The 25,446-nt window shown below is 66.3% G+C and carries 33 protein-coding genes and 1 pseudogene; 14 read left to right on the top strand and 20 right to left on the bottom strand.

What is annotated here, in order from left to right; genetic code table 11:
- Positions 1 to 113 precede the first annotated feature (113 nt).
- From AB0M15_RS19150 to AB0M15_RS19115, 8 genes are all read right to left on the bottom strand, one after another.
- Positions 114 to 287: a CsbD family protein gene (locus AB0M15_RS19150; protein WP_363820180.1), complete on the bottom strand. Its 174-nt coding sequence runs from the start codon at positions 285 to 287 to the stop codon at positions 114 to 116.
- 88 nt (positions 288 to 375) lie between these two features.
- Positions 376 to 951, bottom strand: coding sequence for a hypothetical protein (locus tag AB0M15_RS19145; RefSeq protein ID WP_363820177.1), 576 nt, complete (start codon positions 949 to 951; stop codon positions 376 to 378).
- A gap of 1 nt (position 952) precedes the next feature.
- Positions 953 to 1,480 carry a DUF6286 domain-containing protein gene (locus tag AB0M15_RS19140; RefSeq protein ID WP_363820174.1) on the bottom strand — a complete coding sequence of 176 codons (528 nt, stop codon included), beginning with the start codon at positions 1,478 to 1,480 and terminating at the stop codon, positions 953 to 955.
- Positions 1,477 to 1,869 carry an Asp23/Gls24 family envelope stress response protein gene (locus AB0M15_RS19135; protein ID WP_363820171.1) on the bottom strand — a complete coding sequence of 131 codons (393 nt, stop codon included), beginning with the start codon at positions 1,867 to 1,869 and terminating at the stop codon, positions 1,477 to 1,479. The genes AB0M15_RS19140 and AB0M15_RS19135 overlap by 4 nt, the downstream gene beginning before the upstream one ends.
- 19 nt (positions 1,870 to 1,888) lie before the next feature.
- On the bottom strand, positions 1,889 to 2,071 hold the full coding sequence (locus AB0M15_RS19130) for a hypothetical protein (RefSeq protein WP_363820168.1): 183 nt from the start codon (positions 2,069 to 2,071) through the stop codon (positions 1,889 to 1,891).
- A gap of 42 nt (positions 2,072 to 2,113) precedes the next feature.
- Complete coding sequence (locus AB0M15_RS19125; RefSeq protein WP_363820165.1) at positions 2,114 to 2,323, bottom strand: hypothetical protein; 210 nt, start codon at positions 2,321 to 2,323, stop codon at positions 2,114 to 2,116.
- Positions 2,324 to 2,463: 140 nt separating this feature from the next.
- Positions 2,464 to 2,991, bottom strand: coding sequence for an Asp23/Gls24 family envelope stress response protein (locus tag AB0M15_RS19120; RefSeq protein WP_363820162.1), 528 nt, complete (start codon positions 2,989 to 2,991; stop codon positions 2,464 to 2,466).
- 17 nt (positions 2,992 to 3,008) lie between these two features.
- Entirely contained in the window at positions 3,009 to 3,245 is a 237-nt protein-coding gene (locus AB0M15_RS19115) for a hypothetical protein (RefSeq protein ID WP_363820159.1), read from the bottom strand.
- A 200-nt stretch (positions 3,246 to 3,445) separates the two neighbouring features.
- Between AB0M15_RS19115 and AB0M15_RS19110 the strand changes: the two genes are divergently transcribed.
- The 5 genes from AB0M15_RS19110 (at position 3,446) to AB0M15_RS19090 (ending at position 5,857) form a co-directional block, all read left to right on the top strand.
- A complete protein-coding gene (locus AB0M15_RS19110; RefSeq protein ID WP_363820157.1) occupies positions 3,446 to 4,009 on the top strand; it encodes an RNA polymerase sigma factor in 564 nt (187 codons plus the stop codon).
- Entirely contained in the window at positions 4,000 to 4,575 is a 576-nt protein-coding gene (locus AB0M15_RS19105; protein ID WP_363820155.1) for a hypothetical protein, read from the top strand. The genes AB0M15_RS19110 and AB0M15_RS19105 overlap by 10 nt, the downstream gene beginning before the upstream one ends.
- Positions 4,572 to 4,988, top strand: a complete 417-nt coding sequence (locus tag AB0M15_RS19100; RefSeq protein ID WP_363820152.1) for an Asp23/Gls24 family envelope stress response protein — start codon at positions 4,572 to 4,574, stop codon at positions 4,986 to 4,988. Before AB0M15_RS19105 ends, AB0M15_RS19100 begins: the two co-directional genes overlap by 4 nt.
- Positions 4,989 to 5,411: 423 nt before the next feature.
- The gene (locus tag AB0M15_RS19095; RefSeq protein WP_363820149.1) at positions 5,412 to 5,666 is read left to right on the top strand and encodes a TraM recognition domain-containing protein; all 255 of its coding nucleotides are present in this window, start codon (positions 5,412 to 5,414) and stop codon (positions 5,664 to 5,666) included.
- Complete coding sequence (locus AB0M15_RS19090) at positions 5,663 to 5,857, top strand: hypothetical protein (RefSeq protein ID WP_363820146.1); 195 nt, start codon at positions 5,663 to 5,665, stop codon at positions 5,855 to 5,857. Before AB0M15_RS19095 ends, AB0M15_RS19090 begins: the two co-directional genes overlap by 4 nt.
- 435 nt (positions 5,858 to 6,292) lie before the next feature.
- On the opposite strand, the gene AB0M15_RS19085 is transcribed toward AB0M15_RS19090, so the two are convergent.
- Complete coding sequence (locus AB0M15_RS19085; RefSeq protein ID WP_363820144.1) at positions 6,293 to 8,296, bottom strand: heavy metal translocating P-type ATPase; 2,004 nt, start codon at positions 8,294 to 8,296, stop codon at positions 6,293 to 6,295.
- A gap of 64 nt (positions 8,297 to 8,360) precedes the next feature.
- On the opposite strand from AB0M15_RS19085, the gene AB0M15_RS19080 reads away from it, so the two are divergent.
- Positions 8,361 to 8,723 carry a metalloregulator ArsR/SmtB family transcription factor gene (locus AB0M15_RS19080; protein WP_363820141.1) on the top strand — a complete coding sequence of 121 codons (363 nt, stop codon included), beginning with the start codon at positions 8,361 to 8,363 and terminating at the stop codon, positions 8,721 to 8,723.
- 303 nt (positions 8,724 to 9,026) lie between these two features.
- Here AB0M15_RS19080 and AB0M15_RS19075 read toward each other — a convergent pair whose 3' ends face one another.
- From AB0M15_RS19075 to AB0M15_RS19060, 4 genes are all read right to left on the bottom strand, one after another.
- Positions 9,027 to 9,761: a GAF and ANTAR domain-containing protein gene (locus tag AB0M15_RS19075; protein WP_363820139.1), complete on the bottom strand. Its 735-nt coding sequence runs from the start codon at positions 9,759 to 9,761 to the stop codon at positions 9,027 to 9,029.
- 246 nt (positions 9,762 to 10,007) lie between these two features.
- Positions 10,008 to 11,258 (bottom strand): hypothetical protein, encoded by a 1,251-nt coding sequence (locus AB0M15_RS19070; protein WP_363820137.1) that lies wholly within the window; start codon positions 11,256 to 11,258, stop codon positions 10,008 to 10,010.
- Positions 11,259 to 11,306: 48 nt separating this feature from the next.
- A complete protein-coding gene (locus AB0M15_RS19065) occupies positions 11,307 to 12,560 on the bottom strand; it encodes a HAMP domain-containing sensor histidine kinase (RefSeq protein ID WP_363820134.1) in 1,254 nt (417 codons plus the stop codon).
- On the bottom strand, positions 12,551 to 13,204 hold the full coding sequence (locus AB0M15_RS19060) for a response regulator transcription factor (protein WP_363820131.1): 654 nt from the start codon (positions 13,202 to 13,204) through the stop codon (positions 12,551 to 12,553). Before AB0M15_RS19060 ends, AB0M15_RS19065 begins: the two co-directional genes overlap by 10 nt.
- Positions 13,205 to 13,750: 546 nt before the next feature.
- On the opposite strand from AB0M15_RS19060, the gene AB0M15_RS19055 reads away from it, so the two are divergent.
- The 3 genes and pseudogenes from AB0M15_RS19055 to AB0M15_RS19045 all read left to right on the top strand — a co-directional run bounded on the left by AB0M15_RS19055 (position 13,751) and on the right by AB0M15_RS19045 (position 15,548).
- The gene (locus tag AB0M15_RS19055) at positions 13,751 to 14,461 is read left to right on the top strand and encodes a GAF and ANTAR domain-containing protein (RefSeq protein ID WP_363820128.1); all 711 of its coding nucleotides are present in this window, start codon (positions 13,751 to 13,753) and stop codon (positions 14,459 to 14,461) included.
- Positions 14,462 to 14,533: 72 nt separating this feature from the next.
- Positions 14,534 to 14,644: pseudogene (locus AB0M15_RS19050) on the top strand (helix-turn-helix domain-containing protein); the annotation flags it as partial.
- A 46-nt stretch (positions 14,645 to 14,690) separates the two neighbouring features.
- Entirely contained in the window at positions 14,691 to 15,548 is an 858-nt protein-coding gene (locus tag AB0M15_RS19045; RefSeq protein ID WP_363820125.1) for an IS30 family transposase, read from the top strand.
- A gap of 461 nt (positions 15,549 to 16,009) precedes the next feature.
- On the opposite strand, the gene AB0M15_RS19040 is transcribed toward AB0M15_RS19045, so the two are convergent.
- Together AB0M15_RS19040 and AB0M15_RS19035 are read right to left on the bottom strand one after the other, a co-directional pair.
- Positions 16,010 to 16,180 (bottom strand): hypothetical protein, encoded by a 171-nt coding sequence (locus AB0M15_RS19040; protein ID WP_363820253.1) that lies wholly within the window; start codon positions 16,178 to 16,180, stop codon positions 16,010 to 16,012.
- Positions 16,181 to 16,271: 91 nt separating this feature from the next.
- A complete protein-coding gene (locus AB0M15_RS19035) occupies positions 16,272 to 16,694 on the bottom strand; it encodes a DUF1761 domain-containing protein (RefSeq protein WP_363820122.1) in 423 nt (140 codons plus the stop codon).
- Positions 16,695 to 16,742: 48 nt separating this feature from the next.
- On the opposite strand from AB0M15_RS19035, the gene AB0M15_RS19030 reads away from it, so the two are divergent.
- The gene (locus tag AB0M15_RS19030) at positions 16,743 to 17,423 is read left to right on the top strand and encodes a helix-turn-helix domain-containing protein (RefSeq protein WP_363820120.1); all 681 of its coding nucleotides are present in this window, start codon (positions 16,743 to 16,745) and stop codon (positions 17,421 to 17,423) included.
- A gap of 640 nt (positions 17,424 to 18,063) precedes the next feature.
- Here the strand turns inward: AB0M15_RS19030 and AB0M15_RS19025 are convergent.
- Complete coding sequence (locus AB0M15_RS19025; RefSeq protein WP_363820117.1) at positions 18,064 to 18,477, bottom strand: hypothetical protein; 414 nt, start codon at positions 18,475 to 18,477, stop codon at positions 18,064 to 18,066.
- Between the two features lie 51 nt (positions 18,478 to 18,528).
- The gene (locus tag AB0M15_RS19020) at positions 18,529 to 19,176 is read right to left on the bottom strand and encodes an NAD(P)/FAD-dependent oxidoreductase (protein ID WP_363820114.1); all 648 of its coding nucleotides are present in this window, start codon (positions 19,174 to 19,176) and stop codon (positions 18,529 to 18,531) included.
- 83 nt (positions 19,177 to 19,259) lie between these two features.
- On the opposite strand from AB0M15_RS19020, the gene AB0M15_RS19015 reads away from it, so the two are divergent.
- Positions 19,260 to 19,559, top strand: coding sequence for a thioredoxin family protein (locus tag AB0M15_RS19015; protein WP_363820111.1), 300 nt, complete (start codon positions 19,260 to 19,262; stop codon positions 19,557 to 19,559).
- Between the two features lie 386 nt (positions 19,560 to 19,945).
- On the opposite strand, the gene AB0M15_RS19010 is transcribed toward AB0M15_RS19015, so the two are convergent.
- Positions 19,946 to 21,646, bottom strand: a complete 1,701-nt coding sequence (locus AB0M15_RS19010; RefSeq protein WP_363820108.1) for a phosphatidylglycerol lysyltransferase domain-containing protein — start codon at positions 21,644 to 21,646, stop codon at positions 19,946 to 19,948.
- Between the two features lie 177 nt (positions 21,647 to 21,823).
- Here AB0M15_RS19010 and AB0M15_RS19005 point away from each other — a divergent pair, with 177 nt between their 5' ends.
- Entirely contained in the window at positions 21,824 to 23,218 is a 1,395-nt protein-coding gene (locus tag AB0M15_RS19005; protein WP_363820105.1) for an ATP-binding protein, read from the top strand.
- A gap of 107 nt (positions 23,219 to 23,325) precedes the next feature.
- Here the strand turns inward: AB0M15_RS19005 and AB0M15_RS19000 are convergent, their stop codons facing one another.
- Both AB0M15_RS19000 and AB0M15_RS18995 read right to left on the bottom strand, forming a co-directional pair.
- Positions 23,326 to 23,589: a metal-sensitive transcriptional regulator gene (locus AB0M15_RS19000; RefSeq protein WP_363820103.1), complete on the bottom strand. Its 264-nt coding sequence runs from the start codon at positions 23,587 to 23,589 to the stop codon at positions 23,326 to 23,328.
- Positions 23,589 to 23,999, bottom strand: a complete 411-nt coding sequence (locus AB0M15_RS18995) for a DUF302 domain-containing protein (RefSeq protein ID WP_363820100.1) — start codon at positions 23,997 to 23,999, stop codon at positions 23,589 to 23,591. Before AB0M15_RS18995 ends, AB0M15_RS19000 begins: the two co-directional genes overlap by 1 nt.
- A gap of 246 nt (positions 24,000 to 24,245) precedes the next feature.
- Between AB0M15_RS18995 and AB0M15_RS18990 the strand changes: the two genes are divergently transcribed.
- Positions 24,246 to 24,578 carry a rhodanese-like domain-containing protein gene (locus AB0M15_RS18990; RefSeq protein WP_363820097.1) on the top strand — a complete coding sequence of 111 codons (333 nt, stop codon included), beginning with the start codon at positions 24,246 to 24,248 and terminating at the stop codon, positions 24,576 to 24,578.
- A 38-nt stretch (positions 24,579 to 24,616) separates the two neighbouring features.
- Positions 24,617 to 25,411: an MBL fold metallo-hydrolase gene (locus AB0M15_RS18985; RefSeq protein WP_363820095.1), complete on the top strand. Its 795-nt coding sequence runs from the start codon at positions 24,617 to 24,619 to the stop codon at positions 25,409 to 25,411.
- Positions 25,412 to 25,446: the final 35 nt, after the last annotated feature.

Genomic DNA, 25,446 nt, shown 5'->3' with positions numbered 1-25,446 from the left:
ACCGCCGGTGCCGAGCATTGCGCTGCCTGCTCACAGTGCTCCTCGAGAGGTGGATGCCGTTGTCCGGACGGTGAGGCGGCCGGACAACGGCACCGCCAGGAGCCCCGTTGGGCTTACTTCTTGAAGGCGTCCTTGATGTTCTCGCCGGCGTTCTTCACGTCGGCCTTGGTCTGATCGGTCTTGCCTTCGGCTTCGAGGTCCTTGTTGTCGGTCAGGTCACCGATGACCTCTTTGGCCTTGCCGGCCAGCTCTTCTGCTGCGTTCTTGGCCTTGTCTGCGATACCCATTGCTGTCATCTCCTGTTGATCGACCGGCCTGGTGAGGTCGGTGCTCGTGGTGGCCCTGGTCGGGCCTGCTGGTCAGCCGTGGGCGAGGTCACGTCACGCGGCTGGGTGTGGTGGTCTTGTCGGTGCGTGCGACGCGTAGTTCGGTGCGGTGGTGGAGGTCGTCGCGGCTGATGACCTGGTGGAGTTTCTGGCTGGTGAGTTCCGCGGCGGCTCGTACGACGTCAAGGTCGGCGCTGGGCTCTAAGGTCGCTGTCAGTTCTGCGACGAGTTGGCCGCGGTCCAGGACGATTCGTCCCGAGCCGTCGCGGACGCCGATCGTCTGGGCCAAGACCTGCCCGGCTGTCCGGGCGGCGGCGTTGGCGTCGGTTGTGAGACGTCCGCTCGAGTCGCTGCCGGTGAGGCGGAGTTGTCCAGTCCCACGGCGAGGCAGATGCCTGGCGAGCCAGGTGAGACCGAAGAGAACCAGGAGCACCCCGCCGGCTCCGATTGCCCACGACCACCATGCGGTCTGCGATAGGTCGCTGAGTCCGTCGATCTCCAGCCGCTGACTTGAGCCGGGGATGAGGTCGTAGCGCCAGCCGAGTGCGGCTGCGCCGGCCGCCATCAGCACCACGGCGATGATCAGGGCGGCCAGACGATCGAAGGTGATGAGTCCGCGGCGCATGTCAGTTCTCCTCGACGTTGATCCGGGTACGGACCCGGGGGAGAGGCGTGATGGTCTGCAGGCGTTGACTGATCGCGGCGGTCAGGTCGTCGCGGACCCGGCTCACATCTCCGGTTGCTGTCGCGATGACGTTCAACTTCCGTCCCTTGGCTTTTGTGTCTGCCGTGATGACCGAGTCGATCGTCGTCGCGGTGTTGTTGGCCAACCGGGCGGCGTCGCGGTTCCTGATCCAGATACCGGCGTCACCGACGGCCAGGTGAGTGGACTTTCTCGGCTTGAGTGCTGCGATGAGGATCCACAAACCGATCAGCATTGCGGCGATCCCGGCCGGGATCATCCAGTCGACGGGCTTCAACACTTCCGCCTTGCTGAACAGCCATTCCAGCCACGAAGTACCAGTGATCGTTCCGGTGGAGACGAGCGCATCGCGAATCCCGACGGCACCGATAGCGGTGACGCCGACTGCGGCGATGATGCCGACGGTCGCTGCGGCGGGTGCTGCGACCGGTTTCTTGGCCGGGTTGCTCATACGACCCTCCTCGGGTTCTTGCCTGCCCGGTTGACGGACTCGGGAAGTTCGACGGCGGAGATGTCGACGCTAACTGCGTCGACGGCCAGCCCGGTGAGCTCGGCGACTGTGCCGGTGATCCGGCCGCGGATCTCGGCAGCCAAGTCAGCCAGCGGGTATCCCCACTCGACGGCGATCTCCACGTCCAGCCGGACCCGTTGCCCCGCCAGTTGAGCCTTGGCTGCGGGGAGCCCGCGTCCGAAGGTTGCTTGCTGCCGAAATACGCCCCGGGCCTTGAGTGCGGTCGCCTCGGCGATCCGCTCTACCGCCCGAGGACTGATCTCCAGCCGGCCTCTGTCACCGCTGTTGCTGTCCCTGACCTCCTGGGAGCGCGCGGGATCCGCTTTCACAGGTTCGAGGGTGGAGGTGTCAGCCACGGCCGCGGCGCGACATCAGGTCGTCGAGACCTTTGGTGCCATCGGTCAGGTACCGGCCGACAGCGAGCCCGGCGGCGCCGAGGACGAGGGCGAGCAGGAATCCGCCGAAACCGCCGGCTGCCGCGGCGATGGCGATCAGCAGGCCGGCGAACAGGCCGATGGTCGAGGTGTTCACGAGGTTCTCCTTCTGGTGACCCGGGCTCCGTGCCCGGTGCCGCTACTGCGCTTGGATCAAGGGGGTGCTGGTGAGTACGAGGTCCTCGACGGTGATGTCGACCGGCGTGCTGGTCAGTTGTCGGACTGAGGTCCGTACTGCGTCGGCGAGGTCGTGAACCGCGTATCCCGCTAGTACCGTGAGGTGGATTTCGGCCCGGTGCTCCGTGAGCCGTACGCCGGCGATCTGACGGCCGGCCAGGTAGGTGGCCACCTCTCCGAAGGTGCCCCCATGGAGTCCGGCGACTCCGGGTACTTGCCGGACTGCCGCCGCGATTCGCTCCGCGAGTTCAGGTGGCCCGGCCGGATCAGGCCAGCCTGCTCGGACGCCGGAAGTCAGGCTGGTCGGGGTGGTCACTGGACCCGGCGCTCGGCGGGCTCGATGTCGGCGTCGGCGGTGTTGTCGTCTTCGCCTTCGAGGTGGATGTCGCTGACGGCGATGTTCACCTCGGTGACCTCCAGGCCGGTCATTCGCTCGACCGCGGAGATCACGTTGCGGCGGATGCCGTCGGCGAGGTCGGCGATGCTGACGCCGTACTCGGCGATGATCTGCAGGTCGATCGCGGCCTGCTTCTCGCCGACCTCGACCGTCACGCCCTGGGACAGGTTGGTCTTCGAGCCGGGGATCCGGTCGCGGATCATGCCGACCGTGCGTGCCGCGGTACCGCCCAGGTCGTAGACGCCGCCGACCTCACGGGTCGCGATCCCGGCGATCTTTGAGACCACTGTGTCCGCGATGGTGGTCTTGCCCTGCGCGCCGCCCAGGTTGCCGTCGGCAACGAGATCCTTGGTGCCCGGCTTGAGCGAAGTGCCGGTGGTGGTGTCAGTCATCAGATCGTCCTTCGGTTGGTGGTTCTGGATGGTCTGTCTCTGGTTGGACATCGGCAGGTAGTGATTCGTCACGGTCGACCGGCCGGCTGGTTCGACTTGCCGACGTGTTCGTGATCACGTGCCAGCGGTCCGCGGGCTTTGCCGCCGATCGTGCTGCTGCTCCTACGCAGAACGTTGCTGATCCGCGTGGGGCCGTTCCGGGTCTCGAGCTGCTGCCCGATCCGGGCGAGCAGCCATGACGCAAGGGGAGCGCCGACGGCGAGCACGAGCCAGAGCTGGAAGCGGCGGGACAGGAAGGCCCACATGGTTTCTCCTCGGCGGTCGGAGTTGATTCGGTTTCGTTGCCAGTGAGACATCGGCGGGCGGCCAGATGTCATGGTGGTGTGCTTGTGAGCACGATCACTGGGGCAATCCCGGGTTGTGCCGTGACATCTGCGACCCTGGCGTCGTCTCCACTTCAATGGGCCTGCCAGGCTCCAGAGTGGGAACACGGAGGAGGAGATCGGTGACGCCGGCTGGGATGGTCGAGCTCGACGAGGCGACGCTCGTGGCCCGAGCACGCGATCGGGATCCCGCGTCCTTCGAGATGCTCGTACGCCGGTACCAGCGGCGGATCTACTCGTTGTGTCTACGGATGCTCAACGGCGCGAGCGGCGAAGCCGAAGATGTCGCGCAAGAGGTCTTCGTGACCGCCTGGCGCAAACTGCCGGAGATCCAGCAGGACGGTGCCTTCGGGAGTTGGCTGTACCGGACGGCGACGAACAAGTGCCTGACGATCCTGCAGCGGCGCAAGCCCGTCGACGAGCTCGACGACCACAACACCCCGGTCGCGACCGGCGCGGACAGCGATCCGGCCCGCGCGGTCAACAACAGCGAGGCCATGAACGCACTGACCCTGGCGCTGGCACAACTGCCACCACCACAGCGGGCCTGTTGGCTCCTGCGCGAGGTGCATGGCAGGTCGTACAACGAAATCGCCGACCTCGTCGGGGCGACGCCGACAGCGGTCCGAGGACGAATAGCCAGAGCACGCGCCGAGCTAGCGGAGGTGATGAAGCCGTGGAGATGAACCCCACCCAGGAGACCGGGCACCTGCTGCCGTGCGGCCGCTCGGTCGAGGAGGTCTGGGACGAGATGGAGGCCGGCCGCGCCAGCGCGCACAGCCTCGACTGTCCGCACTGCACCACGGCACGCGCCAGCCTGGACGAACTCAGTGAGGCCACCCGAGCGCTGATCGATGATCCCGCCGAGCCGTCGGCCGGCTTTCTGGACAAGATCATGACCGCGGTCCGCGCCGACCTCAGCCTCGGCCAGACCATCCCACTGCCGACCCCCACCGCACAAGTGGACATCTCCACCTCGGCGCTGGCCGCCGTACTGCGGTACGTCGTAGACGGCGTGGACGGGATCCGGGCACACCAATGCAAAATCGAGATGCCCCCGGCCAGCCCTGAGTCGGTGCGGGTATGGATGTCGGTGGCACTGCGCTTCGGATCCGGTCAGGTCGCAGCGTTGGACGAGGCGCGCCTGCGGGTAGCGGCAGCATTGCCCGAGCGGATCGGATTGGCGCTCGAGACCCTGGACTTCGAGGTAGTCGACGTCTGGACCGACCCCGATCGCCCGGAGGCACGATGATGACCCCGAAGTGGACTCCAGGAAAGCTGATCCCTTCCGGCCTGCTGACCGAGATTCGCGTCGCTGACGCCGCCGCCACAGCGGCTCGTGCGGTGCCGGGTGTCGTACGACTCCAGCCTGGAGTCCTCGGCTTGCTGCGCCAATTCGCCGCACAGGCCTGGACCCAGGCAACCGGGAAAGCCCTGCCGGACATCGGCGGGGTCGAAGTCGACCTCACCAGCGATCGCGAACATCTCCGCATCGAGTTGAGAATCGTGGTCAGCATCCACCACCAGAGCGCCCAAGTCGGCGAAGCAGTCCATCAGGCCGTAACCGCCGCGGTCGCTGGCATCACCGGCACACCTGCGCAGATCCAGGTACACATTGTCGAGATCGACCTCGAACCCCACTTGAACAGTCGACTGATCAGCTGAGCCGTATCTGACGGATTCGTCGAGGTCGCCGCGGACGGCTTAGAGCTCTGGCAGTAGTAGAGGTTCTAGTGCGGTGGCCACCTAACCTCGATGAGTCCTGCGTCGGCGATCGCGTGGGTGGCCTGACGGTCGATCAGGTGCGCAGAGGCGATGGTGTGGTCGCTAGAGGCTTGCGAGGACTTGCTGTGAGGCTCAGCAGGCCCTCGAACCGTGAACCATCGGTCAGCGGGATCTCCACGACCGACTGCGCCCCAGGAGCGTCGGCGAGGAGCCCGGCGGCAAGGGCAGTCTCGATGGACAGCCAACTGCCCGTGAGTAGGCGGGACTTCTGCGGGCGGTGTGGTGTGACCAACTCAGCTGACTCCCTTCGCCCGCCAAATTGCTGCCGGCAACTTGGGCGGCCGCCTCGAGCCGCCGTTGGGCATGATCCTCGACGGGATCGCCAACCTCTGCGCCGTGGGCGAACAGGTCGCTGCCGCGATGTGGGACGCCGCCACCCTCCGCCTTGTCCTCGGCGGCTCAGCCCAGCCTCGCGATCTCCAAGACCTCGCCGCCGTCTGCGGTGAACGCGACGAAGAAATCCGCAACTGGAGCCGCGGCAGCGACGGCGCCAGGACGGCCCGTCGCGGCGCCGACCAGATCCAACGAAGCATCGACCAAGCGACGCGTGCCCGATGACCTCCCAAGACGACCTGATCCGAGCCCTGTCGATGACAAGCACCGCCATCGACAATCCTTTCGTCGTCTGCTGGCGCGACCTGGACGACGCCACCACCACCGAAGAACTCTCCGCGCTACGCACATTCTGGGAATCCTGCTACCTGGAAGACGCCGCCCCCTCCGACCCCTCGCCGTCCACCGCGACCTAGAACACGCCCTTCGCCGCCTCCGCGAGTGGAGCTCCTACCTCGGCTGCTCACGCACCACCCACCGTCCAGAGCCCGACGACGGATAGCCGATCGTCTCTAGCGCACCGGGCGCCAGGTAGCGTCCGCGATGAGCTGAGGTCAGCCGTGCGGTCTGCTCCGGCCCGTCTGGTCCGGTACCCACGGTGACCACTTACCTCATGAAGAGAGGCCTCGCGGATCGGCGCCGCTAGGCCTCTCCCTTCATATTCTTCACCGTTCAGCGCGCAATTGCTTCGCTGGTGGCAGTGCCCGTGTCTCGATCAGTGCCGCGGCCACATCACGCAGCTTGCGGTTGTGCTGGGAGTACCGCTTCAGCACCTCGAACGTGCGCCACTGCGAAATCGTCGTCGCCGAACGCGTCCGACCGCGCCCGGCCCTGCCGGGGAGGTCATAGGGCTATCCATTCTGGTTGGTGGCGCGGTTCCAGGCGGCGTTGCGAAGCAGCCGCAGGCCGTTGAGGCCGACGATGACTGTGGAGCCTTCGTGGCCTGCGACGCCGAGCGGCAGGGGCAGGTGGCCTGCAAGGTCCCAGATCACCAGGACGGTGATGAAGGTGGCTGCGATGAGCAAGTTCGCGGTCACGACCCGGCGGGCCCTTCGCGACAGCGCGATCACGGCCGGGATGGTAGTCAGGTCGTCGCGGACGACGACCGCGTCGGCGGTCTGCAGGGTCAGGTCGGATCCGGCGCCGCCCATGGCAATCCCGGCGTGCGCGGCGGCAAGCGCTGGTGCGTCATTGATGCCGTCGCCGATGACGGTGACGCGCTCGCCGGCGGCTTGGAGTTCGCGGACCGCGGCGACCTTGCCGTCGGGCAGCAGCTCGGCATGGACGCTGGTGATACCGACCGCTGCTGCGACCTGGCCGGCGGTGGCGGCATTGTCGCCGGTGAGCAGGAGTGGCGGCTTCCCGGTGAGATGGGTCAGGCGCTGGACCGCTGCTCCCGCTTCGGGGCGGAGCTGGTCGACGATCCCCAGGATCGCAACCGGGGCTCTGTCGATCAGGACGACCACCGCGGTCGCTCCCGTTTCCTGGAGTTCGGCGATGGCCGAGCGGGCGGCTTGGTGGCGGCCGGTGGAGCTGGTGAGGAGCGTGGACGGCGCGCCGATCTGCACTTGCCGGCCGTCGATCGTGGCCGTCACGCCGAGGCCTGCGGTCGCGGTGAACGCCTCGACCGGCGCCAGGGTGAGTCCGGCGATGCGAGCGGCCGACACGACTGCCGCGGCGAGTGGGTGCTCGCTGGGGTGCTCGGCTGAGGCGGCGATCGCGAGCACTTCGTCGCGGGTGAACGAGATGTCGTCGAGGAGCCGGATCTCCGCCAGGTGCGGTGTGCCGCGGGTGAGAGTTCCGGTCTTGTCGATCGCGACCTGTGTGGTCGCGCCGAGCTGTTCCATCACGACCGCTGACTTCACCAGGACGCCGTGGCGGCCGGCGTTGGCGATCGCCGCCAGCAGCGGCGGCATGGTCGCGAGGACGACCGCGCAAGGTGAGGCGACGATCATGAAGGTCATCGCCCGCAGCAGCGTCGGCGTGACCGGTTGCCCGAGCAGCAGCGGGATCACGAACAGCGCGACGGTCGCTGCGACCATGCCGATCGAGTATCGCTGTTCCATCTTCTCGATGAACAACTGTGTCTTGGCCTTGGTCCGGGCTGCTTCCTCGACCAGTCCGGCGATCCGTGCGACCACAGACTCGGCGGCCGGGTGGTCGACCCGGATCCGCAGTGCGCCGGTGCAGTTGAGGGTGCCGGCGAACACCTCGTCACCGGCAGTCTTGTCGACCGGCATCGGTTCGCCGGTGATAGTGGCCTGGTCGACCTCGCCGGCGCCGCCGAGCACGGTCCCGTCGGCCCCGATCCGTTCGCCCGGCCGCACCAAGACGACGTCCCCGACGTCCAGGAGGGCGACCTGGACAGTCTCCTCCATTGACCCGGCGGCATTGACCGTCGCGATTCGGGTGGCGGTGTCGGGCGCCAGGTCGAGCAGTCCGCGGACGGAGTCCTCGGTGCGTTTGGTCGCGACCGCCTCCAACGCGCCGGAGGTGGCGAAGATGACGATCAGCAGTCCGCCGTCCAGGACCTGTCCGATCGAGGCGGCGCCGATCGCTGCCGCAACCATCAACAGGTCGACGTCGAGGCGCTTGTTCCTCAGCTCCTGTAGCCCCGCCCAGCCCGGTTCCCACCCGCCTGCGCCGTAGCAGGCCAAGAACAGCGACCAGTAGACCCACGTCGGTCCACCGCTCAGATGAACGACCAGCCCGGCCAGGAACAGAACCGTTGCCGCGGTCGCCCAGCGCACCGCGGGCAGCGTCCACGCGCTGCGCCACCATCCGCCACCGGGGGCCGTTCGAGCTGAAAGTGAGGTCTCGCTGCGGGCTGCCGCTGTGTCGGTATCTGTGGCCACCTATGCATGTTACCTGCGCATACATGCATATACGCAAGCAGGCGGGCAGTTGTAGTGTGGGTGGATGCACTCGTCAATCGAGAACTTCGAGATGCCCAACGAGGAACAGGTCCACCTCGCTGCGGAATCGTTCCGGCTGATGGCCGACCCGACCCGGATCAAGGTCTTGTGGGCACTGCTGCAGGGCGAGTCGTCGGTGGCCTGTCTGGCCGAGCTCGCGGGCGCCGCTCCCGCGGCTGTTAGCCAGCACCTGGCCAAGCTGCGCCTGGCCGGCCTGGTGAAGGGGCGCCGAGAGGGCACCTTCGTGTACTACTCGGCCGCCGACGATCACGTGAAGGGGCTGCTGGACCAGGCGCTCTTCCATGCCGATCACCTCGACCGTGATCTTCCCGACGCCGACAGCGAGCTGGCGGCTCGTCCAGTCTGACGCCGAATCTCTGGCTGATCTGGTGGAGGTGACCGCTGGATTCTGCGCCTACTGTGGGAGCGCCGTTGGTTGCTCGGTGTGGACGTCCAAGGATCGTCGTGGTGGCCCGTTGGCTGGTGGTTGGAGTGTCTTCCCTGAGGCCGACCTCGGGGTTGTGCGGGCGAGAGACTGGGCGGCGGTTCCAGCGCTGTTGTCTCAACGCCGGAACCTGGACCTCCCGGGCTGCTCGAGCAACCCGGTCGTCCTAGGGGGTAGGTGCCCCTGCGGATTCGCCGTCAACGCCGACGGCGAGTCTCAGTATTCCTATCGATCGGACAGCCCGGTTGTTACGCGGTCCGGGGTCAGGTGGGGGAGTTTGCGGGTTTCGATGAGGTGCTGGGCAACATCGCGCAGTTTGGTGTTGGTGTCCTGGGAATAGCGACGCAGGACCGCGAAGGCCTGGTCGCCGTCGAGGTCGAAGCGCTCCATCAAGATGCCCATTGCCAGCCCGACCAGTTTGCGGGCATCCACTGCCCGGGCCATCGTGTCTTCATGTCGCGCGGTCGCGACCGCGACCGACGCGTACCGAGCCAGGATGTGTGCGATCGCCTCGTCGTCGGCAGTGAACGCGTCCGGGTGAAGGGTGTAGAGCGACAACCCCCCGATCACCTTGTCACCAGCTTTCATCGGAACGTGCAGCACGCTGCGAACCTTCCCCGCGGCGACTTCGCTCAGCCAGCGTGGCCAGCGTGTTTCCTTGGCAACGTCGGCAACGTAGACGGTTGTCCCGGAGTTCAGTGCTTGCAGCATCGGCCCGTCGGCGGCGTCGATCTGTGCGGCATAGATCGCTTCGACGAGCGGATCGGTGACCGCGCCGATCTCGACCCCGCCGCCAGTCGTTGCGAGCGCGACGCCGGCGTACGAGCAGTTCTCGGCCTGGAGCGCGAACTGCACCACCGTCTCGACAGTCTCATCGAAGCCGTCAGCATCATGCAGCTCAAGAGCCAACCTGGCGAAGGCGTCAGCATCCAGCCGCGCAGCAGAATCAGAAGACGTCACAAAGCTCCCGGGCACGTCGAGGAACCCCCACTAATGAGAGTTCAACTCCCACATCATGCCCCGAAAAGACCGAGAACGCTGACTCTCGTCGCTAGGGCTGCTTGCCGCGCTCTTGGTTGATCCGCCCCGTCCAGGCTCCGCAGAAATCCTGGCGTGGCGCCGAGTCATGCATGACGACGTCCAGCGGGTTTGTCGGGCCGCTGGCGGTGCTGGGGCTGCTCCGCCCACGGCCCGACGTGGTGCGCCCTAACCGCCGAGGGTTTTCAGCAGCGTCTGGATGGCTGCCTTCTCGGTGTCCGGGTTCTTGGTTTCGCGGACCGAGGTGAAGACGGCGTCGTTCTGGCTGTCGATGAAGCCCCAGGCCTTCTTGTCCAGCTTCTCGAGCTTGGGCTGGTCGTCGTCCCAGGCTTTCTCGTAGCTGTCGACAGCGATGTTCAGGGCGGGCTGGTCGCCCTTGGCGAGGGCGGTGTCCATGCTGCTGACGAGGGTACGGAACTGGGCCACATCGGCCTTGGGGAAGGCGGCTGTCGACTGTTCGGGGGTGAGGTGAGCGTTCGCTGCGGGGTTCGGGCCTTCCTTCTCGGCGGCTGCGTTGGTGTGGGGTTGCGCGGAGGCCCAGCTCAGCAGCGCCCCGGCGGCGATGGCAGCGATCGCCATGACGGCGATGAGGGACAGTTCCCGGGCGGGGCGGTGGTACTTCGGCGTACGGGCGCGGTGGCCGTCGATGATGTCGCTCTTGGTGAAGGTCAGGTAGACGACGGTCGCCAGGATCGCGCTCAAGAAGATGAGGCTGGTGACGAGTGTGCCTAGGCCCAGACCCTGATCGGGGACCTTCGGAGCGGCCAGCCAGTCGCCGAGGTTCGCGCCGAGTGGGCGGGTGAGGATGTAGACGAGCCAGAAGGCAAGGACCGGGTTCGCGCCGAGTCGCCAGCAGCTGACGATGATCGCGATGAGAGCGAGGGGGAGGAGGACCGAGACGCCGGGGCTCCAGCCGGTGAGCTCGAGGGTCCAGTCGCCGGTCGCGGTACCGAGGGCGAAGGTGACCAGTACGGCCAGCCAGTAGAAGGCCTCGCGGGGCAGGCTGATGATGCTGTGGATCGAGAGGGTGCGTTCACGGGCGTACCAAATGCCGAAGACGGCAGCGAGCGCCACGGCGAACACCGAGGAGCTGAGCCACAGCGGTACGCCGAGCTGGTCGGTCAGGATGTCGGTGTAGAGCGTGCCGGTGACACTGACGACCACGACGGTGAGCCAGTAGGCGGCCGGCTTGTACTGCCTGGTGCTCAGTTGCCAGCCGAGGACGACTGCGAAGACCACGGTGAAGATGACCGCGGTGGCGACGAGTCCGACGCCGAGCTGCATGTTGATCCAGTCGGCGAAGCTCTCACCGACCGTCGTGCAGAGGATCTTGATCAGCCAGAACCAGATGGTTACCTCGGGCACCTTGTTCAGCAGCGCCCGGGGTACTGCCGAACGGGTCGCGGTATTAGTAGTCATGGCGGCTACCCTTGCGCGGATCACCTGCAGACAACCTGACTGCAGCTGTCAGGCCGGCGGGAACCGTACTTCGACATGGCCCCGGCCGTCAGCCACCGCCCGGACGCCGACACCAGTGGCGTTCGCGATCCGGCGGACCACTGCCAGGCCGAGGCCATGCCTGTCCGAAGCGCTGTGCCCGGCTTCGAAGACGCGCTCGAGTTCGTCCGGCCGGAAGCCGGGTCCGTCGTCGAGAACATGCACGAGGATGCCGTGGTCGGTCGTCTCCACCTGCAGGAATGCGGACGTTCGCGCATGGCGTATGGCGTTGTCGAGCAGGGGAGCCACGACGGATGTCACGACGCCGGCTGGGACGGCCACGGCGACGTCCGGTGCGCTGTCGACCCGCACCTCGCGACCCCTGCAGACATGCCGCAGGGCCACCGCAAGTCGGCAAGTCTCGGCTTGTCGGGTGCGCGAGCGGGCTGCGTCGAGGATGGTGCTGACGGCGGTGTCGAGCCGGTCTGCCTCGGTGAGGACGACTTGTGGCTCGATGTGTGTGCTCGAGAGCTCGGCCAGTTGGGCTTCGCCGCGGAGTACGGCGATCGGCGTCCGTAGCTCGTGAGCGATCTCGTCGGTCAGCCGCCGCTCGTCGGCGATGGTGTCCGAGACGCGATCGAGCAGGCGGTCGAGGGTCCGGGCCAGCGCGCCGAACTCGTCGCGGGACTCCAGCCCGAAGCGGCGGGTCGGGTCGTGATTTCCCCACTCATCAGCGAGGACCGACATACGCTGAACGACGCGTAAGGCACGGCTGACGCCGAGGTACGCGATGAAGCCGGCCAACGCGACCGCGAGGGCGCCGAGGGCGAGCGACATCACCAGGCTGCGCTGTTCCGAGTGCTCGTACGAGGTGAGGTCCACCGTGACGACGATGGTGACCTGGTGCCCCTTCACCGGCAGCGGTTCGGCGTGCAGCAGATAGCGATCGGTGATCAGGAATTCGTCCTGGCCGGTGCTGCCGAGCCGGTCGACGGCAGCTGCGACGGTTGGGTGATCGACCCCGTCGATGAGGTAGCCGTCCTCGAAGACCCAGGCGACTGTGTCGAAGGCGTCGCCAGTGCCCTCGACGAGCCGTACTTTTCCGTTGTGTACCTGGACTGTCCCGGCGACCGCCTCGACCCGGGTACGGGCCAGCGTCCGGATGTCCGCATCCGTCGATCGGGTCAGCAGGACATGGCTGAGCACCACGAAGACGGCCACGACCAGGGTCGCTGTCAGCACCGCGAGCGAGATGATCCGGGACTGGAAGCCGCTCAGTCCCATCGATAGCCCACGCCGCGGACGGTCGCGACCCGATCGGCGATCCCCAGCCGGTGAAGCTTCACGCGAAGGCGCCGCAGATACGAGTCCAGAGTGTTCTCGCTGACCGAGGCCCCATGTGGCCAGCCGGCGGCGACCAGCGAATGCCGGCGGACCACTTCGCCAGGCACCGAAATCAGCCGTCCGAGCAGCCGGAACTCGGTCGGTGTCAGCGCCTCCCCAGCCTTGCCTCGACGCACCTGGTGGCTGGTCGGATCAAGCTCCACTTCGCCGCTGGCCACCGTGACCGTGACCCGGCGCAGCAGGGCACGAACCCGCACGAGCAACTCCGGCAGGTCGAAGGGTTTGGTGAGGTAGTCGTCCGCGCCGGCCTCGAAGCCGCTGACCTTTTGATGCATGCCGCCCATTGCCGTGAGCATGAGCACCGGGGCGTCTACCCCTTGCGCTCGCAATGCCAGACAGACATCGCGGCCGTCGGCGTCGGGCAGACCGATGTCGAGGATTACGACATCGGGAGCTGGGTCGAGCTGGATCAGAAGCTCGGAGGCGCTCGCTGCGACAGCGATCGAGTAGCCGTCGGTCAGCAGGGCTCGTCGCAGCAGACCGCGCAGCGCCGGGTCGTCCTCACAGACAGCAATCCTGGCCATGGCGAGGACCGTAGCGGCCCATGTCTGAGCGTTAGCTGAGAACTGGTGTCATTCTGTCTGGCTGCTCTGCTCCGGAACTTCACCGGAGGATCAAGCGTCGGCTCAGCTGCTTCCGGCCCCGGGTAGTACTACGTGCTGACGACACCGTGCACGACAGCCAGACTCGCGCCAGTCTTGGTAACGATGACCCGAATGCTTTCACCTTCGGCCAGGCACATGAGCGTTCAGGCTGAAGGTTGAGCTGGACGTGGCGTCTGCGAAAAGGCTCCGTGTAACAGCCGTGCCCCCTGGCCGGATACTGTTAGTGAGCGGAAGCATTTTGCCGCCAAGGTGACGGTTGCTCGGGCGGCCGACATTTCCAGGCCTCGACGTTCAGCAGCCAGCGCCGAGACCGACCTCACCCGACCAGGCGTAACGCGCGATGAGGTCAATCCTTGCTTCGGATCGTGACCTTGTGTGACGTTCCCGGCCCCGGCTGTAATGGTCCATTCGGCTGCCGCTAACGCACTAGGGTGAGCCGAGATCGCCGTAGCTGAGGAGTTGTCGATGACCCCGGATTCGCCCGATGACCTCGCTGCGGTGATGACCGCAGTGGCCGCAACACTGGCGGGGCCGCTTGAGCTGGACGAGACGCTCGACCAACTCCTGGCCAGTGTGCTCGACACCGTTCCCGGCATCACCCAGGCCAGCCTGTCGGTGACGACTCGTGATGGCCGGATCGAGACTCTCGCGCCGACCGACGAGCGGGTGGTTCTGGCCGATCAGATCCAGTACAAGTTGCGCCAGGGACCGTGCCTGGAGGCGGCGCTGTCCGAGCCGGTGGTCGAGACTGGTGAGCTGGCTACCGACCCACGGTGGCCCGAGTACGGGCCGGCCGCCGCGGCGCTCGGGTTCGGTGCGCAGATCGCCTTCCAGTTTCGGGCCGAGCCGCACGCTCGGGGTGCGCTGAATCTTTACGCGGATGAGCCGCACAGTCTCGATAGTGAGACCCGTGCGCTGGGCGCGATGTACGCCGGCCTGGTCGCGATTGCGATGGGGTGGGCCAGGCACGAAGAGACCATGACTCAGGCGCTGGCCAGCCGCAATGTGATCGGTCAGGCGGTCGGGGTCGTGATGGAGCGTTACACAATCGACCCCGACCGCGCCTTCGCGTTCCTGGTCCGGATCTCCCAAGACAGCAACACCAAACTCAAGACGGTCGCAGACCGAGTCGTTGCTGACGTCGTCGCCAAGACCACTGCTCACCGCGCAGGCTAGATGTATGAGGCCAGGACGTTGTCGACGGCAACGGGAGCGGGCTAGCCAGGCGGTTGGATCAGCTCGCGGTTCTTGTCGCAGGAGGAGCGGATCGAGATTGCAGATCTGCGGCACGCTGGCTTGAGCATCCGCGGGATCGCGGAGCGTCTGGGCCGGGCGCCGTCGACGATCTCGCGTGAGCTGCGCCGCAACGCCAGCACAGGCAGACACGGCGGTTATCGTCCGTTCGATGCGCACCGCCAGGCGACCACTCGAAGAACCCGCCTACATTCGCGACGCCTCGACGCCAACCCTGCACTGCATGACCTGGTGGCGGAGTGGCTGTCGCAGCGTTGGAGTCCACAGCAGCTCAGCCGGCATCTTCGGCTCCGCCATCCGGGACAGCCGCAGATGTGGTTGTGTCACGAGAGTATCTACCAGGCCGTCTACCAACCTGGAACGACGCTGGTGCGCCCGGCGCAGGTCGCGCCTCAGCATCGATCGCCGCTGCGCACCGGACGAGACCACCGACGAGCGCATCAGAAGACCGAGCGTCGTCGGCCCCCTTCGAGCAGCCCATGCTGTCCATCCACGACAGACCATTCCCCCACAGGACCGGTCCGAGGCTGGCCATTGGGAGGGAGACCTCATCATCGGCAAAGACCAGGCGTCGGCGATCGGGACTCTGATCGAGCGGACGACCAGAACCATCCGGTTGCTGCACCTTCCGCAATGCGACAGCGATGCCCTGCACGCCGCGTTGAAGCAGCACATGAGCGATCTTCCGGCGGTGCTGCTGCGTTCGATCACCTGGGACCAGGGAACCGAGCCGGCCCGCCACACTGCCATCGCCGCCACGCTCGGCGCGTCAATCTACTTCTGCGACTCCCGCTCACCCTGGCAACGCGGCTCGAACGAGAACGGCAACGGCCTCCTGCGTCAATACTTCCCGAAAGGAACCGACCTGAGCATCCACACCCCAGAACACCTGCGGGCCGTCGAGAACGAGATCAACAACCGGCCCCGTCGGGTCCTCGAAGATCGCTCACCCGCCGAGCTGTTCAGTGCGCTGCTAGCCTCCGCGGAGCACCACGTATTGCAACGATGACTAGAACCTGCCCTGCCGCCTGGGGGTCAGTTTCCACGCGCCGTCGACAGCGAACCAGGTCTTCGCACGTTCGAGGTTACCCAGAGGCCCTTCTAGTCATAGAGGGCTTCTGTGTAGCGAGCCTGGTCCGACCGTTGATAGCGGAGTGGAGGTAGACGTATCCGCGTTTGCTGCCATGTCTTTGAGCGTTCGGCGGCGCGACCTTCGGGATTGTCACGACCGTGGACGCGCTGGCCGACGCCGTCGGGGAAACGCCCCACTGTCTCACGTCGATATGCACCATGTGGCCGTGACGTTTGGCGACGACCTTTCGTGGCTAGCGGTTGCTGTCGCCGTTCGGATGAATGAACCGTCTGCGGTTGAGGCCGAGCTGAAGCAGGATGCGCGAGACGGTGCGGCGGCTGATCGCGACGTCTTCAAGGGAGAGCTCGAGCTCGATCCGCGCTGCGGATCACTTGTGCTCATGCCGCATCCACTCGACGCGGGTGACCACCGATGAATAGGTCGCAGTCGGGTGGCGCAGCGGTGTCGACGACCGGTCGTCGACACCGCTTGCTGAACTGCTTGTATCGGTTGACCCACTTTGATGCGGTTGCACGGGAGATGCTCATCTCGGCCGCAACGTGCGCGATCGGGCGTGTTCTGCAGCGCTCGACCGAGCGACGCCTTCACCCAGGACCAACGGCGCGTTGTGATGTCCCATCGACTACTGCCCTTGCTCTGTTACTGCTGGAGCAATCCGATCGGGGTTGCCATGCCTAAGAACAGGACCAGCTGGTAGGCGCTATTTATCGCGGTGAGCCGCGCAGGCTTCTGCTCGAAGCCGTTGTGCTGCGCCAAGGTCGAGAGCGAGAACCCGAGCCAGGCGACGACGCCTACGACTAGGGCGAGCCATACGGACTCACCGCCGAAGAAGGCGGACACGATGGAACAGGCGACGGCGAGGGCGAGACCGGTCGCGATGATCGATATCACCAGGATTGCGAACGGACCCTTGCCGGCCTTTGCGGAGTCCTCCTTGGTCACGCGGGTCAGCTTCCGCCAGGCGGGGCCGAGAAGTCCCCAATCGCTGTACCAGACCCATGCGATCGCTAGTCCGACCACGATCGCGACCACGACTGCCCACCAGCTGATGCTCAGCTCCACAGGAGCCCCTCTCCTCGACGACGAATCTCTCAGTTGATATAATCAACCATGATGGATCAAGTAAACCAGAAGCCGAAGAGACCCAAGAGCTACGGGCAGTTCTGCGCTCTCGCGCGCTCCCTGGACGTTGTGGGCGAACGCTGGACCCTCCTGATCGTGCGGGAGCTCCTTCCCGGCTCGATGCGCTACACCGAGCTGAAGACGTCACTCAAAGGCATCGCGACGAACCTCCTCGCTGAGCGACTGCGGACCCTGGAGGCACATGGCGTCGTCGAGCGCCGCCTGGAAGGCGGAGGAGTTGCGTACGCACTCACGCCGTGGGGCGAGGAACTGCGTGAGCCCATGGAAACGCTCGGCCGCTGGGGAGCGCCGCTGCTCGCGTCCGGCCGCGGAGACGATGCGTTCCAGCCGCGCTGGCTTACCCTCGCGCTGCCTGCTCTACTTCGAGGTGCTACCTCATCGACTCCCGTCGAGCTTGGCATCGAGACGGACGGCTTCGCCATGGTTCTGCGGATCGATGAAGAAGGGCCGAGCGCGTTTGTCCGCCCGGACGATATCCCCGAGACGCTCCTCGTCGCTCCGCCCGACGTCATTGTCGGGCTCGCCGCGGGAGCGATCAGCATTGAGCAGGCCGTCGCGACGGGCGGGTTCCAGGGCGATCTGCGAGTCCTGCACATTACGTTCGGCAATAGTGCGGCGAATGCTGCTCCCTCGACGGGCAGGGACTGACACGCCTACAGCTCACTCGACCAGACAACTGGCGGCTGATCCGGCCGCGCACAGTGGTCAGCGCCGCGACGCCAGATCGTCCGCTCGTGTCCGCAGCCGACCACCGTCAACAACCTCCTGCCCAGCAACAGCTAGACCCGGCAGCGCGCTGCGCGCCGGTGTACCGACCTGTAGGTCGACGAACTGGTGACGGCCGCGGCAGACCTGTGCGAAGGCCCGGCCAGCGCGCCCCTCATCCGACGACAGCATTAGGCAGTGCGTGGGTATTGAGCAACCGGTAAGCCGCTTCGACCGGTGCGATGCCGGCCGCGGCCGTGCGTGACTCGGGGAGAGCGCCGGCAAGGTCAGGGTTGATCTCGTAACGCTCGATCACGATTCCCGCTCGATGGCGATGATGAACACCGAGTGGGCTTGGCTGAAGTCGAAAAGGGTCAATCGCTCCTGGTTGCCCCCAACAGCCCGCCTGTCTGCGGTCGTACTGCGGCCGGTGATGATTCGCCGAAGACGGCGCACCTTGGCTGGCGAACCCGACAAACCGTCGGTCGACTTCCACCGTACGAGGTAGGGCCACGTCACAGGCCCCCTTTCTGGGAGACGCCTGTCCGGGCGTCATGTCGCTTGACCCAGCAGCGGGTTGCCTTCAGGCGTCGTCCGGCTCATTCTCGCCGGGGAGAGCGACAGTGGTCACGGGTCGTGGGGGCTTGCCGGTGATCTGTTGGCTGAGCCAAGCGGCGTCGTGCTGGACGAAGCCGAGGAGAGCGGATCCGATGGTGTGTTGCCAGGCGCGGCCGAGGGTGAACAGGCCGGGGACGGTGGTGATGCCTCGGTGCTGGTTGAGGCGACCATGGTGGTCGAGTGCTTGGGGGATCTGGATCCAGACGTCGTCGACGAAGAAGCCAGTGGCCCAGACGATTGTCTGCAGGCTGGTGGTCGTGCCGTCATTGAAGCGTGCGATCCGGCCATCGACTGCGGAAAGCCGTGGTCGCAGCATGACGCCTCGACGGCGAAGGCCGCGCCGGGTTGAGCCGATCACCGTGCCGTCGTTGTCTTTCATCAATTGGCCTAGCCGCGAGTCGGCGGTGACGCTGAGCAGTCCGATCCGGTCTTACCACCAGAACACGTCGCGGCCGTGTGGACGCTGGGGAGCGCAGGCGTTGCGGCAGTCTTCGGCCAGCTCGACTTGATGGCCGACATCTGCCAGTTCGGCCGCGATCTGGAAACCGGAGTTCCCGCCGCCGACTACCAGCACCGGGCCGGGCGGTATTTGAGTGGGGTTGCGGTAGTCGACCGTGTGCAGTTGCCCTAGGTTCTCGTCCAGGGCTGCTGCTAGCGCGGGCGTGAACGGCCGCGAGAAGGGTCCGGTCGCAACAACGACCTGCTTCGCGTGGACCGTTTGACCGGTGCTGCTGGTGGCGGTGAATCGGTCGCTGGTCTTGGTGAGACTGGTGATGGTGGTGTCCAGTTGGATCGGCAAGCTGAGTCGTTCGGCGTAAGCGGCCAGGTAGTCGGCGACATCGTCGCGCCCGGGGTAGGAGTCGGCTGGGGCGGGGAACGGGACGCCCGGCAGGCCAGCGTACTGAGCGGGGGTGAACAGCCGCAGCGAGTCCCAGCGTGACCGCCACACGTGCCCGACCTGGGATCCTGAGTCCACGATCACGAAGTCGGTTCCAGCGCGCTGCAGGTGGTAGCCCATCGCCAGCCCTGCCTGGCCAGCACCAATCACCAGCAGTTGGCGGACACTCGCTTCATCCATGGAAGTGACTCTGCCAGCCAGCCAGACCACCGCCACCGAGCCAGAAGATGCTGGCCGGCGCGGCGATGCGGGACGATTGTGTGATGAGGCTTGAGGTGCTGCACGTCCCGGATTGCCCGAATTTGCCGCCGCTACTGGAGCGGCTCGCCCAGGCCAGCGACCTGCTGGTCGTCACCCATACCATCGACAGCGATGCTGATGCGGCACGGTTCGGCATGGCGGGCTCGCCCACGCTACTGATCGACGGCGTGGACCCGTTCGCCGTACCGGGCCAGCCTTCGTACGGATTGTCGTGTCGGCTCTATCGCGACGAGCAAGGCCGAATCGTCTCGGTCCCGTCGGCGGACCAGCTACGTGACGCGCTCGACACGATCACCCGTTAGAGCAGCAGCCCGTGCCAGTACTGGTCGTTTCGAGATGATGGGCGAGGCCTTCGTAGTGGTCGTGTCCAGCGAAGTCGCGGGGATGACGTGGACGATAGCGTCGATCAGGCGCGGAACGTTGCCCATCAGGCCTGGTCCGGCCTCAGGACCGACCAGGCGTGCGATCGCTTCGGAGGCCTCCTTGAGTTTGCGGGCGGGGACTCTCCCCCGGGGCTGCGCCTGCGTGGCCCGGGGAACCACGAGGCTCCCGGCTGCCGGTGTCAGCTTTGTCGCCGGGTGGTGCCCGTTGGTTCACCTGGCGCCGGCGGGGTAGCGGCGGCAATCGCAGCAGCCCGCGCATGGCCAGATGATCGCGGCATCCGTGCGGTGCTCGACTCTGTGGCGGGCTACGGCTGGAGATGCTCCACGCCTGATCTGGCGCGTTGCCACGGCAGCCTGAAGAATGATTCGGCCCTGAGGGCCGCGGTGCTGATCTTGGGTAGGTCGCGAGCGCGGGGGAAGCAGATGAATCTGGGTTGCCAGGTCGGCTGGTATTTCGCGTTCGCGCGGTAGAGCGACTCGATCTGCCAGAAGCGGCTTGCCAGCAGCAGCGTGCGGTACCAGAGCCGCAGTATCGGACCCGCGCCGAGCTTGCCGCCTCGTTCGAAGACCGAGCGGAAAACGGCGAAGTTCAGCGAGATGCGGTCGATTCCCAGCGCGGCCGAGGTGGCGAGAAGCCGGGTCACCATCAGCTCGACGACGCCGTTGTCGGCCCCAGGGGACCTTGTCATCAGATCCAGCGAGAGTCCGTCGGTCCCCCACGGCACTAGAGCGAGAATCGCGGCGACGGTTCTGCCGCTGTCGCGGCAGCTGACAATGACCGTACCGGGGTCGCGCGGGTCACCGAAACGGCCGAGCGCCATCGAGAAGCCGCGCTCGGCCTGACCGACCCGCCAATCGGCGGCGAGTTCGCCAAGCCGCGCCAGCTCGACCGGGTGCAGGTCGGCGGCACGATCGACTGTGACCGTGTAGCCACGCCGTTCGGCTCGCGTCGCCGCCTGCCGAACGGACCGCATGGCCCTGCTTTGAAGGGTGAAGGAACCGACCTCGAGCACAGCCTCGTCGCCCAGCTCGAGCGCATCCAGTCCATGTCGTCGATAGACCGTCGCGCCCTGCTCGCTCGCGCCGAGTACGGCAGGTATCCAGGCGTAGTTTCTGGCTTCGGTGAGCCAGGCGTCGATCGCACCAGGCCAGGCCTCTCGATCTCCTAGCGGATCACCACTGGCCAGGGAGACCCCGCCGACGACCCGGTACGCGATGGCTGCCTTGCCGGTCGGTGAGACGACGGCGGACTTGTCGTCGCGTAAGGCGAAGTACCCCAGGGAATCTGCGAGCGGTCGGGTGAGGAGTTCGCGAAGCTGCGCAGCCTCGTCCGGGAGGAGATGGTGAGGTCCGCGAGCTGACCGCAAGGCGACGCTCAGGGTCGCGATCACGACCATGACACCAAGCAGGAGCAGGGTGGTTTCGACTCGGCCCTGGACCTTGGACGACGAAAAAGAAACCGGCCCACTGATACCTACGAGACCAACCCACGTCTGTGCCAGAACCTGAGGGAAGCGAGGTGAACCAACCAGTGCGTCGCGGTCGACTACCAGTGAGCCGATACCGATTGCGGTGGCGAAGACGCCGGACAGCAAGAACGTCGACGCCGTACGCAACCGGCTTCGGGGATCCGGCCGGCCAGTGAATGCCTGCCGCGAGCACAGCAGTAGCCCGACCACGAGAAGTACACCGATGAGTTGCTCCGGTTCGTGTGCGGCCAGGTGCAGGCCGGCCAGCACGAGACAGGCCACAAGCGAACCCAACCAGGCGCGTCGCTTGCGGCGTGCCAGTCCTCGGGACAGGAGCACCAGCACTGCGCCCAGGGGCGCTGCGGCACCGGCGATTTCGGGAACGAACGCGGGCAGGATCTCGGCCAAGGTCTGCAGCCGTGGTCTCAGCGGCGGGATGGTGGCGTCGAGAACGCTGAGTAGTCCGAGCAGACCGACCAGGCCGGTGACCACGGGCGCGAGTCGGCTCGGGTGGAGCCGCCACCGTCGGACCGGCACTTGGGTGTCCCGTTGAGCGGGTGCGCGGCGCGGTCTTTGCAAGGTCTGCATGACGACACTTTCGTGGGTAGGCGCTGAGGGCAAGCTGAGAGTCGTTCCCGCCGGATTGCGTGGATCTGCCGGTTGCTGGTGGCACTATGACGTCACTAGCCGCAGCGGTGAAGGAAGGTGTACCCGATGAGGATGCCGGCGTTCATTGGCAGGTCCGGCGTGCGGGTGCGCTCGACTGCCGCCGCGCTGATGGTGGTCGCTGCCGCGCTGACCATCGGCGCGGCGATCCTTCTGCTGTTGCTGCAGCGCACGCTGATCACCAGCGTCGCTGACCAAGCTGAGTCACGGGCCTTCGATGTAGCCAGCCAGGTGGCCGAAGAAGGCGAGAGTGGACTGGCCCGGGAGCTGGTCGAAAACACCCGGGTTTCGCAGTTGATCCAGGTGGTGAACGCGCAGAACAAGGTGGTGGCGAGTTCGTCACCCCGTGGGACCGGCGAGCCGCTGACCACGACGAGACCGGGCGCGGGTCAGTCGGTCCGCGACGAGGTCGGCCGGATGCCTTTGCTCGACGACGACAATCCGTACCTGATCGTTGCCCGCGGCACCGAATTTCAGGGGTCCCGGTACACGGTCGTGGTCGCCTCATCGGTCGGAACTCAGCGCGAGACGGTGACGACCGTGACGAGATATCTCCTGGTCGGCTTCCCGCTGCTACTAGTGCTGGTCGGTGTCGCCACCTGGATGCTGGTCGGGAGAGCGCTGCGGCCGGTCGAGCGGATCAGGTCGAGGGTGCATGGCATAGGTGTCGGGCAGCTCACCGAACGCGTTCCGGTGCCGGGCGCCGACGATGAGATCGCCCGGCTGGCGGTGACGATGAACGAGATGCTCGACCGTCTGCAGTCCGGCCAGGAGACACAGCGGCGCTTTGTCGCGGACGCGAGCCATGAACTGCGGTCGCCGATCGCCAGTCTGATGGCGGCGCTGGACGTGATCATGGCCGACGAGTCCGGGCAGGCTGCGCCTGAACTGCACCAGGTGATGCAGGCGGAGACCGAGCGGATGCGGCGACTGGTCGAGGATCTCCTGCTACTGGCCAAAGCGGACGACACCGGCCTGCAGATTCAGCATGCCGACGTCGACCTCGACGACCTGATCGACATCGAACTCCGCCGTTTACGCGCTGCAGGCGGTCTCGTCGTGGAGGGCGTCATACCGGCTGTCCGAGTCAGAGGCGATGCGGCAAAGCTCAGCCAGGTACTTCGGAATCTCGCTGACAACGCAGTTAGCGCGGCGCACGGCAAGGTGCGTTTCACCCTCGCCGAAGGAGCCGGTACAGCGACGGTGACCGTGGAAGATGATGGTGAGGGTATCCCCGTGCCGGAGCGGTGGCGTGTGTTCGAGCGCTTCGTGCGGCTGGATGCGAGCCGGGACCGCGGTAGCGGTGGCTCGGGCCTCGGGTTGGCGATCGTCCGGGAAGTAGTTAGCGGCCACGGCGGAACAGTTGAGATCACCGAATCGGGCCTGGGTGGTGCCCGGTTCGTTGTCAGGCTTCCGCTTGCTGCTCCGGACCCGGTCGGGTAGAGATCAAGGAATCTCTCGCCGCAAGGTTGCGGGTGGTGGCAATCTCCATCCGCTCATCTCTCCTGGGCCAGGTCCCGCGGCCGGGACGTCCGCCGGATCGGCGGCGTTCATGCGAGAGAGAGGAACAGCTTCTCCATTTTCTTCACGTCCACGCTGTCGATGGTGTCGCCGCCCGCAAGACACTGCTGCAGGCCCGTTGCGACGATTGCGAAGCCGGCCCGGTCCAGCGCACGGGATACTGCGGCGAGCTGAGTGATGACGTCTTCGCAGTCGCGTCCCTGCTCGAGCATTCGCAGCACACCGTCGAGCTGCCCACGGGCGCGCTTGATACGGTTGATCACTGAAGTCATCTCGGCGGGGTCGAGCTCCATCAGTTTTCTCCTTCAGTCGAGTCCAGCGCCGCTAATGCGGCGGTGAGCCGCTGCTTGGCGTCGGCGGCGACGGTGCGCAGGATGTCGTTGTTTGCTAGTCCCATCATCGCGTCCGGGTCGAACGCCTCCACGACCGTAGCGGTGTCATCGACGGCTCGGACCACGACGTTGCAGGGTAGGACTGCGGCGATGGACGGTTCCGCGGTCATCGCCTCGTACGCCAGGGCAGGCCGGCAGGCACCGAGGATCACCTGGGGCGCTACATCGACGTCGAGCTTGTCCTTCAATGTCGCCTTGAGATCGATCTCGGTCAGGATCCCGAACCCCTGCTCGTGGAGCGCGACGCGGACCGCCGCTACGACGACGTCGTAAGGCTGGGTGAGCGTCTTGGCGATTGTGTAGCTGTTCATCGACTGCTCCGCTTCTTCTCGGCACCTGCGGCCTCGACGTCGAGGCCACGAATGGGGCACCGGCACCCACCAACTATACCCCCCGAGGTATTTCTCCAGCGGGAAGGCCGGGCGAATCCGCGACTGACGAGCTGCGGCGGTAGGCGGTGCCCTCAGTTGAAGAATACCCCCGGGGGTGTGTAAGTTGGCTTGGGTTGAATACCCCACCCGGTATCTGGGTACCGCAAGAATGGAGGAATACCAGCGATGAGCGAAACAACGCCCGAGATTGATGTGGATCGGCTCGCGCGTGCGCGATCCGATGGCGCGACCGTGGTCGACGTCCGCGAGTCGAGCGAGTATTTGGCCGGTCATGTGCCCGGCTCCGTGCCGGTGCCGATGGGGCGATTGCCCTCCCGGCTAGCGGACCTGGACAAGTCGCGGCCTGTGTATCTGGTCTGCGCCTCGGGGAACCGCAGTGCGGCGATGGCCGACCTGCTGCTCGTTGCCGGGTTCGACGCCTACTCCGTGGCTGGTGGTACCGCCGCTTGGGTGCGATCGGGACGATCCGTCGAGACCGACGCTCCCGGCTCCAGCTGACCAGTCCACCCGAACGACACACGACAGGAGTGACCCTGATGAGCGCCGATCTGACGATCGTCCCGATCGAGACGCCCTCGCTCGGCGACCGCAGCTACGTGGTCCACGACGGCGAGGTGGCTTTCGTAGTCGACCCGGAGCGCGACATCGACCGCGTGCTGAGAACTCTCGAGAAGCACGGGGTCCGGCTGACCGATGTTTTCGAGACTCACATCCACAACGACTATGTCACCGGCGGCCTCGCCCTGGCCAAGCACACCGGTGCCGCCTACTACGTCAACGCCGAGGACGAGGTTTCCTTCGAGCGCACACCGATTCGCGACGACGATACCGTCGAGGTCGGCGGACGAATGCGCATCACGGCGCTGTCGACTCCGGGCCACACCTTCAGCCACCTCTCCTACGCCCTGACGGACGCGCACGCTGCCAGCGGCGTCGACAACTCGGTCGGGGTGTTCTCCGGCGGTTCGCTGCTGTACGGCGCGACCGGCCGCCCCGACCTGCTCGGCGCGGAGCACACCGACGCGCTGGTCCGTCACCAGCACGCTTCGGCCCACAAGCTGGCCGAGTTGCTGCCCGACCAGACCGAGGTCTTCCCCACCCATGGCTTCGGCTCCTTCTGTGCCGCGACCCAGTCCGATGCGACCGAGTCCACGATCGGGCAGGAGAAGCAGTCGAACCCGGCACTCGCCCAGGACGAGGAGACCTACGTCCGTGAGCTCCTCGACGGGCTCGGCGCCTACCCGGCGTACTACGCCCACATGAGCCCCGCGAACGCGGCCGGGCCGTCGGAGCCCGACCTCACCCCTTCCGTCGGAGGCCGACCCCGGTGAGCTGCGCCGGCGCATCGAGGCCGGTGAGTGGGTCG

The organism is Kribbella sp. NPDC051718 (assembly GCF_040681515.1).
Classification (GTDB): Bacteria; Actinomycetota; Actinomycetes; order Propionibacteriales; family Kribbellaceae; genus Kribbella.
This window is presented reverse-complemented; position numbering and strand designations above follow the sequence as displayed.